The sequence below is a fragment of the Streptomyces sp. NBC_01275 genome (genome assembly GCF_026340655.1).
Classification (GTDB): domain Bacteria; phylum Actinomycetota; class Actinomycetes; order Streptomycetales; family Streptomycetaceae; genus Streptomyces.
Window position 1 is genome coordinate 7,234,675 of the sequence record NZ_JAPEOZ010000001.1, and the last position, 16,235, is coordinate 7,250,909.

Genomic DNA, 16,235 nt, shown 5'->3' on the forward strand with positions numbered 1-16,235 from the left:
GGGGTCGGCCGTGACTGGCTCGACCCCCTCTCGGAAGCGCCGTTTCCCCTTCGGGGGAGCGGACAAAGGGTCGTCCGACGGCCCTCACGGCGTGCGTGACGACGAGCGAGGCTCATCCGGCACGGGACTGGTCCCTGCGGGATCGGCCTCGCTCGAACCGGCGGACGACCGGGCTGACCTCCCGGCTCCGAAGCAAGACGCCGCCCCCGTCGCCAGTCGACGGGCGGCGGTGATCCGGGACAAGGCCAGGCACTTGGCCCGGGAAGGCGTCCGCAAGGGCGGTGACCGCGCCAGGAGAGGACTGGCGTACCTCGCCGACCGGATCATCGAGATCGCCCCGAGGATCCCCGTACGGGACCTCCAGACGCTCCGCAGGCAGTTCCCGGGCCTCGGGCCCGAGGAGCTCGCCGACAAGCTCGTGGCGGGCGCGGCGAACGCCACGTCCACCGTCGGAGCGGGCATCGGCGCGGCCGCGATGCTGCCCGTGCCGCCCGCGATGCCGACCGAACTGGCCGCGGAGATCACCGGCGTCGCGGCGATCGAGCTCAAGCTGATCGCCGAACTGCACGAGGTGTACGGCGTACGGCCGCAGGGAAACCTCAAGGACCGCAGCAGCGCCTACCTGCGCTCGTGGTCCGGTGAACGCGGCGTGCAGGTCCTGAAGCCGTCCTCGATCAACTCCGCGCTCGGCGGCCAGATGAAGCGCGAGCTGCGTCAGCAGATCATGAAACGGATGGTCCGCGACCTGCCGAACCTGATGCCCTTCATGGTGGGCGCCGCGGTCGGCGCGGTCATGAACCGGCGGGACACCAGGAGAGTCGCCGCGAAGATCCGGACCGACCTGCGGAAGATGCAGGTGCCGTGGGACGCACTGCCCGAGCTGCCTCCGCTGGAGAAGCCGGCGGAGCCGATCGACGTGGGGGAGATCCCCGGAAACCCCTGGGAACTCGGGCGCTGAGCGGACTGGTGCGGGCGCGGGAGGGCCGCCTGCCTAGGCCGTCGCCTCCCGGGCCGTCTTCAGGGCCTGCGCCAGGCGCTCCGGCTCCCGCGTCGACAGGTACAGGTACGGCGTCGGGTCGGCCGGGTCGGTGACCTCCACGCGCAGCGCCGTGGGGATGTAGGAGCGCAGCAGCAGGAAGGCCCGGGTGTCGGCCTTGTACGTGCGCCAGGCGCGCGCCTCCTCCGCGTCCAGGATCTCCGCCTCGCCCAGTGCCGCGACCGGGATCTTCGCCTCGCCCGCGATCAGCGAGTCGCCCACCACACGGATGCGCAGGGACCCGTAGGAGCTGGCCACGACCGCCGCGGCCGCGGTGCCGCCGACCAGACCGCCGAGCAGCGGCAGGGTGCCGAAGGGCAGCAGGATCAGGGCGAAGGAGACGCCCACGAGGAACGAGACGAACCACCACGAGCGAGGGGCGGTCAGGCGTTCTTCGTAAGGGGTGGCGGAAAGCTGCATGAAGCCAAGCTTGGCACGGTGTCCGGAACCCATCGACGCGCGGGTAAGGTCTGCGGCTGTGAGTGGTACTTCCCCGGCTCTTCAGCCCCCGGCCGACGCGGTGAAACCCGTGCGGCACCCCGATGCTCCCGCGCCCGGCGAGCTTCTCGGCGCCCACTACGAACAGTGTTTCGGGTGCGGCGGCGGGCAGTCGCACGGACTGCACCTGGAGGCGCGGGCCGGCGCGGGAGTCACCGTCACCGCCGAGTTCACCGTGCAGCCCGCCCACCAGGGCGCGCCCGGACTCGCCCACGGCGGTGTCCTGGCCACCGCCCTCGACGAGACGCTCGGCTCGCTGAACTGGCTGCTGCGGACGATCGCCGTGACCGGACGGCTCGAGACCGACTTCGTGCGGCCCGTGCCCGTCGGCACCACGCTGTACCTGGAGGCCGAGGTGACGGCGGTGGCCCGCCGGAAGATCTACTCCACCGGGACCGGACGGATCGGCGGCCCCGAGGGGCCCGTCGCCGTCCGTGCCGACGCGCTCTTCGTCGAGGTGGACGTCGAGCACTTCGTGAACAACGGGCGCGAGCGGGAGATCCGGGCCGCGATGAGCGACCCGGACCAGATCCGGCGCGCTCGCGCCTTCGAGGTGAACCCGTGAGCCCTGCGTCCCGTCGAGAACTCGACGTCCTGATCCGGCGCGTCGATCCCGACGTACCGCTTCCGACGTATGCGCACCCCGGTGACGCGGGGGCCGATCTGCGGACCACGGAGAGCTGTGAGCTGGCGCCGGGGGAGCGGGCCGTGCTGCCCACGGGGGTGTCCGTCGCGCTGCCCGAGGGGTACGCGGCCTTCGTGCACCCCCGGTCGGGGCTGGCCGCGCGGTGCGGTGTGGCCCTCGTGAATGCCCCGGGGACGGTTGATGCCGGGTACCGTGGGGAGATCAAGGTGATCGTGGTGAATCTCGACCCGCGCGAGTCCGTGCGGTTCGAGCGCTTCGACCGGATTGCCCAACTGGTCGTCCAGCAGGTCGAGAGGGTCCGCTTCCAGGAGGTCGCGGAGCTTCCCGACTCGGCACGGGCCGCAGGGGGCTTCGGTTCCTCCGGCGGGCATGCCGCGGTGGGCGGCGACAGCGGCACAAGCGTTCAGGCCGCCGCGGGCGGCGCGACGGGTGGGAATCGATACGCTTCGGTCGTATCCGACCGGGAAGGACAGTGACGTGTTCGGACGTCGCAAGAAGAAGGGTGCCGCCGAGGACGCGGCCGGCGAGGCCGAGCAGGTCGTCGACAGTGTCGACACTGAGGCGGACGAAGAGGGAACGGGCGAGCGCGAGCGCGTACGGCTCGAGCCGGAGCCGCGGCCCGACGGGCCCTGGGACGACTCCGAGGTCCGCGACCCGGCCGAGGGCCGGGTCGACCTGGGCGGTCTGTTCGTGCCGGGCGTCGACGGCATGGAGCTGCGGGTCGAGGTCGCGGGCGACGCGATCGTCGCGGCGACCGTCGTGCTGCGCGACAGCGCCATCCAGCTGCAGGCCTTCGCCGCGCCCAAGCGCGAGGGCATCTGGGGCGAGGTGCGCGAGGAGATCGGCTCCGGCATCACCCAGCAGGGCGGCATCATCGACGAGGTCGAGGGCCCGCTGGGCTGGGAGCTGCGGGCCCAGGTGCCGGTGCAGCTGCCGGACGGCACGGGCGGCTTCCATGTCGTGCGGTTCGTCGGCGTGGACGGTCCCCGCTGGTTCCTGCGCGGAGTGATCTCGGGCCAGGGCGCGGTGCAGCCGCAGGCCGCGGGCCTGCTCGAGCAGATCTTCCGGGACACGGTCGTGGTCCGCGGCGAGGGCCCGATGGCGCCCCGCGACCCGATCGTCCTCAAGCTGCCGAACGACGCGCAGATGGTGCCCGAGGGCGTCCAGCAGCAGGAGCAGGAAGGCTCCCGCTTCTCCGGCGGCATGGGCCAGCTGCAGCGCGGACCGGAGATCACCGAGGTCCGCTAGCCAGACGCAGACGGCAAACGTCATACCGTACGGCGCAAAGGGCCGCACCCGGCACCAGGGTGCGGCCCTTCGTCGTGCGCTCGGCCTGCGGATCCGTCGCGTCAGGGTTGCGTCAAAGGCGTTCCCCGCGCCCCGCCCCGTCCCTTTTGTCGGAACTGTTGGTCGTAGGGTCGACGCTGCGGACGCAGCAGCCACCCGAGGACGAGAAGACAATGAGGCCATGGCACGCGGCAAGCTTCGGATCTACCTCGGTGCGGCACCGGGCGTGGGCAAGACGTACGCGATGCTGTCCGAGGCGCACCGCCGGCTGGAGCGCGGCACGGACTGCGTGGTGGGGTTCGTCGAGCACCACGGCCGGCAGCGCACCGAGGTGATGCTGCACGGGCTGGAACAGGTCCCGCGCCGGGAACTGGAGTACCGGGGCGCCGCGTTCACCGAGATGGACGTGGACGCCGTCCTCGCCCGCCGCCCGCAGGTCGCCCTGGTGGACGAGCTGGCCCACACCAACGTCCCGGGCTCGCGCAACGCCAAGCGCTGGCAGGACGTGGAGGAACTGCTCGCCGCCGGCGTCGACGTGGTCTCCACGGTGAACATCCAGCACCTGGAGTCCCTCGGGGACGTCGTCGAGTCGATCACGGGGGTGCGGCAGCAGGAGACCGTGCCCGACGAGTTCGTCCGCCGCGCCGACCAGGTCGAGCTGGTCGACATGTCCCCGCAGGCGCTGCGGCGCCGGATGGCGCACGGCAACGTCTACCGGCCGGACAAGGTCGACGCGGCCCTGTCGAACTACTTCCGCCCGGGCAACCTCACCGCCCTGCGGGAGCTGGCCCTGCTGTGGGTCGCCGACCGGGTCGACGAATACCTCCAGCAGTACCGCAGCGAGCACCGGGTGTCGGCGATCTGGGGCTCCCGGGAGCGGATCGTCGTAGGGCTGACCGGCGGTCCGGAGGGGCGCACGCTGATCCGGCGGGCGGCGCGGCTGGCGGAGAAGGGCGCCGGCGGCGAGGTCCTGGCCGTGTACATAGCGCGCAGCGACGGCCTGACCTCGGCCTCGCCCAAGGAACTGGCGGTCCAGCGCACCCTCGCGGAGGACCTCGGCGGCACCTTCCACCATGTCGTCGGCGACGACATACCCGCCGCGCTCCTCGCCTTCGCGCGGGGCGTGAACGCCACCCAGATCGTGCTCGGCTCCTCCCGCCGCAAGGCCTGGCAGTACGTCTTCGGGCCCGGCGTCGGCGCGACCGTGGCCCGGGAGTCGGGATCCGACCTCGACGTGCACATCGTCACCCACGACGAGGTCGCCAAGGGGCGGGGACTGCCGGTGGCCCGGGGCGCGCGGCTCGGGCGGGCCAGGATCATCTGGGGCTGGCTGGTCGGCGTGGCCGGCCCGGCGGTGCTGGCACTGCTGCTGAACACCGTCCACCTCGGCCTCGCCAACGACATGCTGCTCTTCCTGGCCGTGACCGTGGCGGCGGCCCTGCTCGGCGGGCTGCTGCCCGCACTGGCCTCGGCGGCCGTCGGCTCGCTCCTGCTGAACTACTTCTACACGCCGCCCCTGCACCGCTGGACGATCGCCGACCCGAAGAACATCGTCGCCATCGTGATCTTCGTCGGCGTGGGGGTGTCGGTGGCCTCGGTCGTGGACCTCGCGGCCCGGCGTACGCACCAGGCCGCCCGGCTGCGCGCCGAGTCGGAGATCCTGTCCTACCTGGCGGGCAACGTGCTGCGCGGCGAGACCAGTCTGGAGGCGTTGTTGGAGCGGGTGCGGGAGATCTTCGGCATGGAGTCGGCGGCGCTCCTGGAGCGGGAGGGCGACCGAGCGCCCTGGACCCGGGCCGGCCACGTCGGGGTCGGGCAGCCGGTCGAGCGGCCGGAGGACGCCGACGTGGACGTGCCGGTCGGCGACCACATGGCGCTGGCCCTGACCGGCCGGGTGCTGCCCGCGGAGGACCGGCGGGTGCTGGCCGCCTTCGCCGCGCAGGCCGTCGTCGTCCTGGACCGCAGACGGCTCCAGGAGGAGGCCGACCAGGCCCGCGCGCTCGCCGAGGGCAACCGGATCCGTACGGCGCTGCTGGCCGCCGTGAGCCATGATCTGCGGACGCCGCTGGCCGGGATCAAGGCGGCGGTCTCCTCGCTCCGATCCGATGACGTGGCCTGGTCCGAGGAGGACCAGGCGGAGCTGCTGGAGGGCATCGAGGACGGCGCCGACCGCCTCGACCACCTGGTGGGCAACCTGCTCGACATGTCCCGCCTCCAGACCGGCACGGTCACGCCGATCATCCGGGAGATCGACCTCGACGAGGTGGTGCCGATGGCGCTCGGCGGGGTCCCGGACCCGGAGGAGAGCGTGGAACTGGACATCCCCGAGACGTTGCCCATGGTGGCCGTCGACGCCGGGCTGCTGGAGCGGTCGGTGGCCAACCTCGTCGAGAACGCGGTCAAGTACAGCCCGGCCGGCGAGCCCGTGCTGGTCTCGGCGAGCGCCCTCGCCGACCGGGTCGAGGTACGGGTCGTGGACCGCGGTCCGGGCGTCCCCGACGAGGCCAAGGAGCGGATCTTCGCGCCGTTCCAGCGCTACGGCGACGCCCCGCGCGGGGCCGGGGTGGGCCTCGGCCTCGCCGTCGCGCGCGGCTTCGCCGAGGCCATGGGCGGCACGCTCACCGCCGAGGACACTCCCGGCGGCGGCCTCACCATGGTCCTCACCGTGCGCGCGGCGGGACTCCGCCCCGCACCGCAACCTGTGGCACGACCCGAAAGGCAGACCTCATGCTGAGCCCGGCCGGGGGGACTCCCCAGATCCCCACGAGGGTGCTCGTGATCGACGACGAGCCGCAGATCGTACGCGCCCTCGTGATCAACCTCAGGGCACGCAAGTACGAGGTCGACGCCGCCCACGACGGCGCCACCGCCCTTCAGCTCGCCGCCGCCCGCCACCCGGACGTGATCGTCCTCGACCTGGGGCTGCCCGACATGGACGGCGTCGAGGTGATCAAAGGGCTGCGCGGCTGGACCCGGGTGCCGATCCTGGTGCTGTCCGCCCGGCACTCCTCCGACGAGAAGGTCGAGGCGCTCGACGCGGGCGCCGACGACTACGTCACCAAGCCCTTCGGCATGGACGAGCTGCTGGCCCGGCTGCGGGCCGCCGTACGCCGGGCCGAGCCCGCCGGGGGCGGCGAGGACGAGGTCCTGGTGGAGACCGACGGATTCACCGTCGACCTGGCCGCGAAGAAGGTCAACCGGGCCGGGAAGGACGTACGGCTGACGCCCACGGAGTGGCATCTGCTGGAGGTGCTGGTGCGCAACACCGGCCGTCTGGTCAGCCAGAAGCAGCTGTTGCAGGAGGTGTGGGGGCCGTCGTACGGGACGGAGACGAACTATCTGCGCGTGTACATGGCACAGCTGAGACGGAAGCTGGAGACCGATCCCTCGCATCCCGAGCACTTCATCACCGAGCCGGGGATGGGGTATCGGTTCGAGAAGTGAGAGCAGGTACGGCGGTGTCGGCGCGTCCCGGTACGCTTCAGATATGAGTGCTGTTCCTCGTTCCGAAAAGCCGGTGGGCCGGTTCCGGCGCATGCTCGACCGGCTCTCCTCGTCGCAGGAGGACCTGGAGTCCGAGGAGCTGCGCGAGGACGCCGAGACGGCCGGCTGCACCCGGATCGGAGACTGCCAGGACCGACAGATCGTCACGGTTACTGGTACGTTGCGCACGGTCACCCTGCGGCCGCGCGCCGGAGTTCCGGCCCTGGAGGCCGAGCTGTTCGACGGCAGCGCCGCGCTGGACGTGGTGTGGCTGGGCAGGCGCTCCATCGTGGGGATAGAACCGGGGCGCAGGCTCATAGCGTCGGGCCGGGTCTCCATGAGCCGGGGCCGCCGCGTGCTGTTCAACCCGAAGTACGAACTGAGACCCCTTGGTAGGGAGTAGCCGGTGACGTCGCTCGACAAGCCGACCGAAGACACGACCGCGGAGGACTCGACCGCAGAGGACACCGCCGCGGCCGACGCCCGGGCGGTGACCGAGGCCGCGCTGTTCGAGGCGTTCGGCGGCGTGCGGGGCATGGTCGAGACCGTGGTGCCCGGACTGCTCTTCGTCACCATCTTCACGATCAACAAGGACCTGCACATGTCCGCGATCGCCGCGCTCGCGGTGTCGCTGGTCCTGGTCGTGGTGCGCCTGGTGATGAAGGACACGGTCAAGCACGCGTTCAGCGGTGTCTTCGGCGTCGCCTTCGGTGTCGTCTTCGCGATGATGACCGGCAACGCGAAGGACTTCTATCTGCCGGGCATGCTCTACACGCTGGGCCTGGCGCTGGCGTACATCATCACGACCCTGTGCGGGGTCCCGCTGATCGGGCTGATCCTCGGGCCGGTCTTCAAGGAGAACCTCTCCTGGCGCACCCGCAATCCGGGCCGCAAGAAGGCCTACGCGAAGGCGAGTTGGGCGTGGGGGCTGATCCTCCTCGCCAAGTGCGCGATCCTCTTCCCGCTGTACTGGTGGGCGAACACCGCGCAGCTGGGCTGGGTCCTGGTCGCGCTGAAGATCCCGCCGTTCCTGCTGGCCGTGTATCTGACGTGGGTGTTCCTGGCGAAGGCGCCCGCGCCGATCGACGTGTTCGCGGAGATGGAGGCCGAGGAGAAGGCCGAGGCCGAGCGTAAGGCTGCCGCCGGTGAGGTGGCCGGGCGGCACCGTCGGGACGGCTGAACCCCGTCGCGGCGGCTGCTGAACCGTCGGGGTGCCTGCTGAACCGTCGGGACGGCCGAGGTGCTGGGGGCTGCCGCCCCCAGACCCCCGCTTCGGCCCTGAACGGGCCTCGTCCTCAGACTCCCCCCGAGGGGGGACCCTCAGACGTGCTGAGTTGACTCACCCGGTTGCGTCGTCGCGTCGTACCGACAACAGATCCTCCAGCTGCTCCTCCCGGGCCTGAGCTGCCACGAAGAGCAGTTCGTCGCCCGGTTCGAGGGAGTCCTCGCGGGTGGGGGTGAGGACTCGGGTGCCGCGGATGATCGTGACCAGGGAGGTGTCCTCCGGCCACTCGACGTCGCCGACCTGGGTGCCGGCCAGCGCCGACTCCTCGGGGAGGGTCAGCTCGACGAGGTTGGCGTCGCCGTGGCTGAAGCGGAGCAGCCGGACCAGGTCGCCGACGCTCACCGCCTCCTCGACCAGGGCCGACATCAGACGCGGGGTGGAGACGGCGACGTCGACGCCCCAGGACTCGTTGAAGAGCCACTCGTTCTTGGGGTTGTTGACGCGGGCCACGACGCGCGGGACGCCGTACTCCGTCTTGGCCAGCAGAGAGACGACCAGGTTGACCTTGTCGTCGCCCGTCGCGGCGATGGCGACGTTGCAGCGCTGGAGCGCCGCCTCGTCTAGGGAGGTGATCTCGCAGGCGTCGGCGAGCAGCCACTCCGCCTGCGGGACGCGCTCGACCGAGATGGCGGTCGGCGCCTTGTCGATGAGCAGGACCTCGTGACCGTTCTCCAGCAGTTCGGCCGCGATCGAGCGACCGACGGCGCCGGCTCCGGCAATGGCGACCCTCATCAGTGACCGCCTTCCTGCGGGCCTTCGGCGAACGAGGCCTCGACCTTCTCGACCTCGTCGGTGCGCATCATGACATGTACCAGGTCACCCTCCTGCAGCACGGTCTGCGAGGTGGGCAGCATCGCCTCGCCGAGGCGGGTCAGGAACGCCACGCGCACGCCCGTCTCCTCCTGCAGCTTGCTGATCTTGTGCCCGACCCAGGACGGGGCGGCGTGCACCTCGGCGAGCTGGACGCCCCCGGTGGGGTCGCGCCACAGCGGCTCCGCGCCCGAGGGCAGGAGCCGGCGCAGCATCTGGTCGGCCGTCCAGCGGACGGTGGCGACGGTGGGGATGCCGAGGCGCTGGTAGACCTCGGCGCGCCGGGGGTCGTAGATGCGGGCGGCGACGTTCTCGATGCCGAACATCTCGCGCGCCACGCGGGCGGCGATGATGTTGGAGTTGTCGCCGCTGGAGACGGCGGCGAAGGCGCCGGCCTCCTCGATGCCCGCCTCGCGCAGGGTGTCCTGGTCGAAGCCGACTCCGGTGACCCGGCGGCCGCCGAACGAGGAGCCAAGGCGTCGGAAGGCGGTGGGGTCCTGGTCGATCACGGCGACCGTGTGCCCCTGTTGCTCCAGGGTCTGGGCGAGAGCGGAACCCACTCTGCCGCAGCCCATGATGACGATGTGCACAACCGTCCTTCCGAGGTCAATAAGTCAAGAAGTCAAGAAGTCAAGAGTTGTCTGGCTTGGCTGTAAACAGGGTCTCAGACCGTCGACCAAGCTTCACACGCGCGGTCGGCGCACGGCACCCCCGTGCACTGCCTGTGCGCCCTTCGCGCGATCAGCGACGGCTGATGCTCCAGACGCTGAGGAAGGTGAGGATTCCGAGGCCTACGAGGGTGCAGGCGGCGCCGATGATCTCCGCGGTCGCGGGCATGGAACCTCCGGGAGGCGTCCGAGGGGCGGCAGTGGGGCGGGGTTTGTCATATAGACATGGCGATCGGCGCGGCTGTGGAATCCGCAGCGGACGCGTGGCTGATTTCACCCGGGAGGCAGACGCGGCAAGGCATCGCCCGGCCGAGCCCGGGGGAGGGTGGGCGGCCCCGTGTTCGAAGGCTTACGATCCTCTGTTGTGTCCAAACTGACCGACGTGCCCAAACGGATTCTGATCGGGCGCGCTTTGCGCAGTGATCGGCTCGGAGAAACGCTCCTGCCGAAGCGCATCGCCCTGCCCGTCTTCGCTTCCGACCCGCTGTCCTCCGTGGCCTACGCGCCAGGGGAGGTGCTGCTGGTCCTGTCCATCGCGGGTGTGTCGGCCTACCACCTCAGCCCGTGGATCGCCCTCGCGGTCGTCGTGCTGATGTTCACGGTGGTCGCCTCCTACCGGCAGAACGTCCACGCCTACCCCAGTGGCGGCGGCGACTACGAGGTGGCCACCACCAACCTCGGACCCAAGGCCGGCCTCACCGTCGCGAGCGCCCTGCTCGTCGACTACGTCCTCACCGTCGCCGTCTCCATCGCCTCCGGCATCGAGAACCTCGGCTCCGCGATCCCGTTCGTCGTCGAGCACAAGGTGGCCTGCGCGGTCGCCGTCATCGTGCTGCTGACGCTGATGAACCTGCGCGGCGTCAAGGAGTCCGGCAAGCTCTTCGCGATCCCGACGTACGTGTTCGTCGCGGGCGTCTTCATCATGATCGCGTGGGGCGCCTTCCGCGGACTGGTCCTCGACGACCAGATGCGGGCGCCGACGGCCGAGTACACGATCAAGGCCGAGCACCAGGGCCTGGCCGGTTTCGCGCTGGTCTTCCTGATGCTGCGCGCCTTCTCCTCCGGCTGCGCGGCGCTCACCGGCGTCGAGGCGATCTCCAACGGCGTCCCCGCCTTCCGCAAGCCCAAGTCGAAGAACGCGGCGACCACCCTCGCGGCGATGGGCCTGCTGGCCGTCACCATGTTCTGCGGCATCATCGTCCTGGCCCTGGTGACCGACGTCAGGATGGCCGAGAACCCGGCCGTCGACCTGCTCAAGAACGGCACCGGGGTCGGCGCCGACTACGTCCAGAACCCGGTGATCACCCAGGTCGCCGAGGCCGTCTTCGGCAAGGGCAGCTTCCTCTTCGTCGTCCTGGCCACGGCCACCGCCCTGGTCCTCTTCCTGGCGGCCAACACCGCCTACAACGGCTTCCCGGTGCTCGGCTCGATCCTCGCCCAGGACCGCTATCTGCCCCGCCAGCTGCACACCCGCGGCGACCGCCTCGCGTTCTCCAACGGCATCGTGCTGCTGGCCGGCGCGGCCATGCTGCTGGTCGTGATCTACGGCGCCGACTCCACCCGCCTGATCCAGCTCTACATCGTCGGCGTGTTCGTGTCCTTCACCCTCAGCCAGACCGGCATGGTCCGCCACTGGAACCGCCACCTGGCCACCGAGACCGACCAGGCCAAGCGACGGCACATGGTCCGCTCCCGGGCGATCAACACCTTCGGCGCCTTCTTCACCGGCCTGGTCCTGGTCGTCGTCCTGGTCACCAAGTTCACCCACGGCGCCTGGGTCGCCCTGCTCGGCATGGTGATCTTCTACGCGACGATGACCGCGATCCGCCGCCACTACGACGGCGTGGCGGCCGAACTGGTCGCTCCCGAGGGGCCGAGCGACGACAGCGTGCGCCCGTCCCGGGTCCACTCCGTGCTGCTCATCTCCAAGATCCACCGCCCCACCCTGCGCGCCCTCGCCTACGCCAAGCTGATGCGCTCCGACACCCTGGAGGCGCTCACCGTCAACGTCGACCCGACCGAGACGAAGGCACTGCGCGACGAGTGGGAACGGCGCGGCATCGACGTACCGCTGAAGGTGCTGGACTCGCCGTACCGCGAGGTCACGCGGCCGGTCATCGAGTACGTCAAGAGCCTGCGCCGGGAGTCGCCGCGCGACGCGGTGTCGGTGATCATCCCCGAGTACGTGGTCGGCCACTGGTACGAGCACCTGCTGCACAACCAGAGCGCGCTGCGGCTGAAGGGCCGGCTGCTGTTCACGCCGGGCGTCATGGTCACGTCCATCCCCTACCAGCTCCAGTCCTCGGAGGCGGCGAAGAACCGGGCTCGCAAGCGGCAGGAGTGGAACGCTCCGGGGTCGGTGCGGCGCGGTCCGGCGCAGGGACAGGGACAGGGACCGTCGCAGGGACAGGCGCAGGCGGGGCAGTCGAAGGAGCCGTCGGGCTCGGAGCCGAAGGACTGACCCACCGCCGCCCACCGCCGCGCGCACCCGCTCGTGGTGACCGGCCGGACGACAGCCACGTAGACTGGTGGGCTGTTGTCCGGCCGTTCCTCGTTCGACGTTGTGGAGTCACCCCGCCATGCAGGCAGAACCGAAGAAATCGCAGGCGGAGTCAGAGGCGTCAGCGGTGACAGAGGCATCGGAGGCGTCAGGGGCGTCAGCGGTGTCGGAGGCGTCGAAGGCGTCGGAGTCGTCTGCGCCGCAGGCGGTGTCGCTCGTCGGCGAGGAGTACGAGGTCGAGATCGGGCCCGTCGCCCACGGCGGCCACTGCATCGCCCGTACCGACGCGGGCCAGGTCCTGTTCGTCCGGCACACGCTGCCCGGCGAGCGGGTCGTGGCCCGGGTGACCGACGGCGAGGAAGGGGCCCGGTTCCTGCGCGCGGACGCGGTGCGGGTGCTGGAGGCGTCCAAGGACCGGGTGGAGGCGCCCTGCCCGTACGCCGGCCCCGGCCGCTGCGGCGGCTGCGACTGGCAGCACGCCAAGCCGGGCGCCCAGCGCCGGCTCAAGGGCGAGGTGATCGCCGAGCAGCTCCAGCGGCTCGCGGGCCTCACGCCCGAGGAGGCCGGCTGGGACGGCACCGTGATGCCGGCCGAGGGCGACAAGCTGCCCGCGGGCCAGGTACCGCAGTGGCGCACCCGCGTGCAGTACGCGGTGGACGCCGACGGCAACGCCGGACTGCGCCGCCACCGCTCCCACGAGGTCGAGCCGATCGAGCACTGCATGATCGCCGCGCCCGGCGTCAGCGAACTCGGCATCGAGGACCGCGACTGGTCCGGCATGGCCTCGGTGGACGCGATCGCGGCGACCGGTTCCCAGGACCGTATGGTGATCCTGGAGCCGAGGCCCGGCGCCCGCCTCCCGCTCGTCGAGCTCGACAGGCCCGTCTCCGTCATGCGCGTCGAGGAGCACGACGGCGGCATCCACCGCGTCCACGGCCGTGCGTTCGTGCGCGAGCGCGCCGACGGCCGCACCTACCGCGTCGGCAGCGGCGGCTTCTGGCAGGTCCACCCGCAGGCCGCCGACACCCTGGTCAAGGCCGTCATGCAGGGCCTGATGCCGCGCAAGGGCGAGATGGCGCTCGACCTGTACTGCGGCGTCGGCCTTTTCGCGGGCGCCCTCGCGGACCGCCTCGGCGAGAAGGGCGCGGTGCTCGGCATCGAGTCCGGCAAGCGCGCGGTCGAGGACGCCCGGCACAACCTCGCGGCCTTCGACCGCGTCCGCATCGAGCAGGGCAAGGTCGAGTCGATCCTCCCGCGCACCGGCATCACCGAGGTCGACCTGATCGTCCTCGACCCGCCCCGCGCGGGCGCCGGCAAGAAGACCGTCGAGCATCTGTCGTCGCTGGGGGCGCGGAGGATCGCGTACGTGGCCTGCGACCCGGCCGCGTTGGCCCGGGATCTGGGGTACTTCCGGGACGGGGGGTATCGGGTGCGGACTTTGCGGGCGTTCGATCTGTTTCCGATGACGCATCATGTGGAGTGCGTGGCGGTGCTGGAGCCTGCGGCGAAGGGTGCCTGACCGGCTGTTCTCCCCTCAAGAGCCGAGTCCTCCGTCAGGCGCGGGTCAGCTCCAGGAGGACCTGGAGCAATGGTCGGGTGACGCTCGTTCGACGCTCCGGCCATCCTGATCCGCGTGCGAATGAATCGTCTTGGCCCTGCTCATCGCCTGGTACTCCGCACCGCGTCCGCGAGTCAGCCCCAGCTGTTCTTGGGCAGGAGGCTTCGCGCTTCCGCGTAGCCGGCCTCGTCCGCGCGGTGTACGAGGGTGTCCGGCGCCCGGTGACGCAGTTCGGCGGGGAGGCCCTTGGTGCCCGCGATGTAGCAGAGCCCGACGGTGTACTCCGTGTAGGTGAAGGCGGGCCGCTCGTAGTCGACCTTGGATTCCCGGGCGATGCGTTGCAGGTGTCATGCCAAGGGCCTTCGGCCTGCACCACGAACGATGCCGCTGCCAGCGCCGAACCGCCGCGGATCACGCATGCCTGCAGGCCGCTGATGCGCCAGTTGTCGCCGAGCGAGTCGTCGGCGAGGGCAGGGCTCTCGCTGCGTACGGCCGTCAGACGCCTCCGAGGAACCCTGCCCACGCCTCACGCGACACACGGACGACCGGCCCGGCCGCGGCTTTGGAGTCCCGGACGTGCACAACTCCCGTATCGGTCGCGATCTCTATGCACTGACCGCCCTCGGCTCCGCTGTAGCTGCTCTTGAACCAGGTGAGGCCGGATGCAACGGTCGAGGACTCAGCGTTGTTCATAGCTCTCCCAGCAACCCTTCGAGGAAGTCTGTTGACTCTCGCGCGTTGAGAGCCTCGCCTCGGATGATTCCATAGCGGGCGGCGGCCAGCACTGTCTGTTCCGGGTCGGTCTCAAGGGCGCTGGTGCCCTGTGCTTCGGCGTACACGAACTTCTTGCCGTCCTTGCGGGTGACGACTGTGAACGGCCCGTCCACGCCCGCGCTTTCCTCGCAGTCGAGCGGCATCACCTGAATCTCGACGTTACGCTTCTGGCCGACCAGGAGGATGTGCTCCAACTGCCCCCGATGCACGTCCTTTCCGCCGTACTTGCGTCGCAGCACCGACTCGTCCAACACGAAACTCAGCAGGGGCGCGGGCCGCCGTTCGAAGATCTGTTGCCGGGTCAGTCGTGCGGTCACGCGCTGTTCGATGGTCTCGGAGTTGAGGGGCGGGCGCCGCATGCCGAGCAACGCCCTCATGTACTCCTCGGTCTGGAGGAGGCCATTGACCACAAGCGTGTCGTACATGAGCAGCTCGATGGCCTTCTTCTCCAGGGCCGCCATCCCTTGGAAGAACACCGGATACTGAGCCCGCTCCACCTGCTCCGTCCACAGGGTCAGCAGCCCGCCGGCCTCCAGCACCTTGTCCGCCTGCTCGATGGTCCTCGCCGACGGGATCCTCCGGCCCTGCTCGAACGACGCGACAGTGGAGGCCGAATACCCCAACTGTCGGCCGAACTCGTCGCGTTCCATCCCCGCCCGTACGCGCAGCGTCTTCATGCTCTGCCCGAACGCCGTGACCACGCCCTGCCCGGCCTTGTCCGCCGCTCCTTGCCCTCCGGTGTCGTCGTCGTTCTCCCAGCTGTCGCCGAAACTCAACTCCACCGCGTTCGCGTCCGCGCCGTTGGTCACCGCTACCGCCTCCCTGGCCCAACGCCCACGAGGGAGCGTCGTCACGCCGTGTGTCTCGTACTCGTACCGACACCTCGCGTACAACCGGTCCGCGTCGGTGCGTCACCACTGGTCACGCTACGCGACCGACGTCACCGTTGGAGGCATGACGAGCAAGCCCGGCGACGCCAGCCGCGTCGCCCAACCCGCCCGCCCCACCGGCTACTTGATCACCCCCTGCGCTCTGCTCGATCACACCTTCGAGATGCGCTTCACCTCGACACCGCGCGGTGCCCGCCTCGCTCGGCGACTGGCCGCGCACCGGCTGGACGCCTGGGGGATCCCGTACGACACGTATGCGCACGACGGGATCGTGCTGGTCCTCGCCGAGTTGGCATCCAACGCCGTACGACACGGCCATGTCCCCGGCCGGGACTTCCATCTGCGTCTGCAAGTGATGGCACACTCGCGGACCGTCCGGATCGAGGTCGCGGACACCCGTGCCGAACGATTGCCGCCCCGCCCGGACGCCCTCCGCCTCCCGGACGCCGAGGACTCGGGCGGCCGGGGACTCCTCCTCGTCGCCGGGCTCGCCGCCCGCTGGGACTGGCACCTCCGGTCCGACGGTCCGGGCAAGACGGTGTGGGCCGAATGCGCGCTCACGCCTCCCAAGTGACCGATCTGCTGCGGTCTGTCCGCCGTACGGCGGCGAGACGGCAGTCGTGCGGAAGTCGTGCGGGAGTCGTGCGGTCACCGAGAGGCGTGCAGGCGAGCGGACAACGACGTGCAGGCCGACCCGAAGGCCGGCCTGCACGTCGTTCCTATGTCGGACGGTGGTCCGTCAGACGTCGGTCTGTCAGGTGTTGGTCTGTCAGGCGTTCGCCGGATCAGACGTTCGCCGG

Annotated in this window: 16 protein-coding genes; 11 read left to right on the forward strand and 5 right to left on the reverse strand. The window is 70.6% G+C overall.

The window, feature by feature from the left end; all coding sequences use genetic code 11:
* The first annotated feature begins 10 nt into the window (after positions 1-10).
* Complete coding sequence (locus OG562_RS32115; protein WP_266404199.1) at positions 11-958, forward strand: hypothetical protein; 948 nt, start codon at positions 11-13, stop codon at positions 956-958.
* 33 nt (positions 959-991) lie between these two features.
* Here OG562_RS32115 and OG562_RS32120 read toward each other — a convergent pair whose 3' ends face one another.
* Positions 992-1,456 carry a DUF3093 domain-containing protein gene (locus OG562_RS32120; protein ID WP_266404202.1) on the reverse strand — a complete coding sequence of 155 codons (465 nt, stop codon included), beginning with the start codon at positions 1,454-1,456 and terminating at the stop codon, positions 992-994.
* 58 nt (positions 1,457-1,514) lie between these two features.
* Here OG562_RS32120 and OG562_RS32125 point away from each other — a divergent pair, with 58 nt between their 5' ends.
* The 7 genes from OG562_RS32125 (at position 1,515) to OG562_RS32155 (ending at position 8,130) form a co-directional block, all read left to right on the forward strand.
* The gene (locus tag OG562_RS32125) at positions 1,515-2,099 is read left to right on the forward strand and encodes a PaaI family thioesterase (RefSeq protein WP_266404204.1); all 585 of its coding nucleotides are present in this window, start codon (positions 1,515-1,517) and stop codon (positions 2,097-2,099) included.
* Positions 2,096-2,656, forward strand: a complete 561-nt coding sequence (dut, locus tag OG562_RS32130; protein WP_266404206.1) for a dUTP diphosphatase — start codon at positions 2,096-2,098, stop codon at positions 2,654-2,656. Before OG562_RS32125 ends, dut begins: the two co-directional genes overlap by 4 nt.
* A 1-nt stretch (position 2,657) precedes the next feature.
* Entirely contained in the window at positions 2,658-3,428 is a 771-nt protein-coding gene (locus OG562_RS32135; RefSeq protein ID WP_266404208.1) for a DUF3710 domain-containing protein, read from the forward strand.
* A 220-nt stretch (positions 3,429-3,648) separates the two neighbouring features.
* Entirely contained in the window at positions 3,649-6,201 is a 2,553-nt protein-coding gene (locus OG562_RS32140) for a sensor histidine kinase KdpD (RefSeq protein WP_266404211.1), read from the forward strand.
* Positions 6,195-6,911 (forward strand): response regulator, encoded by a 717-nt coding sequence (locus OG562_RS32145; protein ID WP_266404214.1) that lies wholly within the window; start codon positions 6,195-6,197, stop codon positions 6,909-6,911. Before OG562_RS32140 ends, OG562_RS32145 begins: the two co-directional genes overlap by 7 nt.
* Before the next feature lie 43 nt (positions 6,912-6,954).
* Positions 6,955-7,353, forward strand: coding sequence for an OB-fold nucleic acid binding domain-containing protein (locus OG562_RS32150; protein WP_078890401.1), 399 nt, complete (start codon positions 6,955-6,957; stop codon positions 7,351-7,353).
* A 3-nt stretch (positions 7,354-7,356) separates the two neighbouring features.
* Positions 7,357-8,130 (forward strand): DUF3159 domain-containing protein, encoded by a 774-nt coding sequence (locus OG562_RS32155; RefSeq protein WP_266404221.1) that lies wholly within the window; start codon positions 7,357-7,359, stop codon positions 8,128-8,130.
* A gap of 159 nt (positions 8,131-8,289) precedes the next feature.
* On the opposite strand, the gene OG562_RS32160 is transcribed toward OG562_RS32155, so the two are convergent.
* Together OG562_RS32160 and OG562_RS32165 are read right to left on the reverse strand one after the other, a co-directional pair.
* The gene (locus tag OG562_RS32160) at positions 8,290-8,967 is read right to left on the reverse strand and encodes a TrkA family potassium uptake protein (RefSeq protein ID WP_266404224.1); all 678 of its coding nucleotides are present in this window, start codon (positions 8,965-8,967) and stop codon (positions 8,290-8,292) included.
* On the reverse strand, positions 8,967-9,635 hold the full coding sequence (locus tag OG562_RS32165) for a TrkA family potassium uptake protein (RefSeq protein WP_266404227.1): 669 nt from the start codon (positions 9,633-9,635) through the stop codon (positions 8,967-8,969). The genes OG562_RS32160 and OG562_RS32165 overlap by 1 nt, the downstream gene beginning before the upstream one ends.
* 442 nt (positions 9,636-10,077) lie before the next feature.
* Between OG562_RS32165 and OG562_RS32170 the strand changes: the two genes are divergently transcribed.
* Positions 10,078-12,174, forward strand: coding sequence for an APC family permease (locus OG562_RS32170; RefSeq protein WP_266404229.1), 2,097 nt, complete (start codon positions 10,078-10,080; stop codon positions 12,172-12,174).
* Positions 12,175-12,292: 118 nt separating this feature from the next.
* Positions 12,293-13,732 carry a class I SAM-dependent RNA methyltransferase gene (locus OG562_RS32175; protein WP_266404231.1) on the forward strand — a complete coding sequence of 480 codons (1,440 nt, stop codon included), beginning with the start codon at positions 12,293-12,295 and terminating at the stop codon, positions 13,730-13,732.
* A 534-nt stretch (positions 13,733-14,266) separates the two neighbouring features.
* Here the strand turns inward: OG562_RS32175 and OG562_RS32180 are convergent.
* Positions 14,267-14,464: a DUF397 domain-containing protein gene (locus tag OG562_RS32180; RefSeq protein WP_266404233.1), complete on the reverse strand. Its 198-nt coding sequence runs from the start codon at positions 14,462-14,464 to the stop codon at positions 14,267-14,269.
* Positions 14,461-15,327 (reverse strand): helix-turn-helix transcriptional regulator, encoded by an 867-nt coding sequence (locus tag OG562_RS32185; protein WP_266409635.1) that lies wholly within the window; start codon positions 15,325-15,327, stop codon positions 14,461-14,463. Before OG562_RS32185 ends, OG562_RS32180 begins: the two co-directional genes overlap by 4 nt.
* 172 nt (positions 15,328-15,499) lie before the next feature.
* On the opposite strand from OG562_RS32185, the gene OG562_RS32190 reads away from it, so the two are divergent.
* The gene (locus OG562_RS32190) at positions 15,500-16,009 is read left to right on the forward strand and encodes an ATP-binding protein (RefSeq protein WP_266404234.1); all 510 of its coding nucleotides are present in this window, start codon (positions 15,500-15,502) and stop codon (positions 16,007-16,009) included.
* Positions 16,010-16,235: the final 226 nt, after the last annotated feature.

What these genes read in the sequence shown, in the direction of transcription:
- OG562_RS32175 (WP_266404231.1), top strand. Translation starts at nt 12,293, where the DNA reads ATGCAGGCAGAACCGAAGAAATCGCAGGCGGAGTCAGAGGCGTCAGCG.
- OG562_RS32120 (WP_266404202.1), bottom strand. Translation starts at nt 1,456, where the DNA reads ATGCAGCTTTCCGCCACCCCTTACGAAGAACGCCTGACCGCCCCTCGC.
- OG562_RS32180 (WP_266404233.1), bottom strand. Translation starts at nt 14,464, where the DNA reads ATGAACAACGCTGAGTCCTCGACCGTTGCATCCGGCCTCACCTGGTTC.
- OG562_RS32145 (WP_266404214.1), top strand. Translation starts at nt 6,195, where the DNA reads ATGCTGAGCCCGGCCGGGGGGACTCCCCAGATCCCCACGAGGGTGCTC.
- OG562_RS32160 (WP_266404224.1), bottom strand. Translation starts at nt 8,967, where the DNA reads ATGAGGGTCGCCATTGCCGGAGCCGGCGCCGTCGGTCGCTCGATCGCG.
- OG562_RS32140 (WP_266404211.1), top strand. Translation starts at nt 3,649, where the DNA reads ATGGCACGCGGCAAGCTTCGGATCTACCTCGGTGCGGCACCGGGCGTG.
- OG562_RS32150 (WP_078890401.1), top strand. Translation starts at nt 6,955, where the DNA reads ATGAGTGCTGTTCCTCGTTCCGAAAAGCCGGTGGGCCGGTTCCGGCGC.
- OG562_RS32190 (WP_266404234.1), top strand. Translation starts at nt 15,500, where the DNA reads ATGACGAGCAAGCCCGGCGACGCCAGCCGCGTCGCCCAACCCGCCCGC.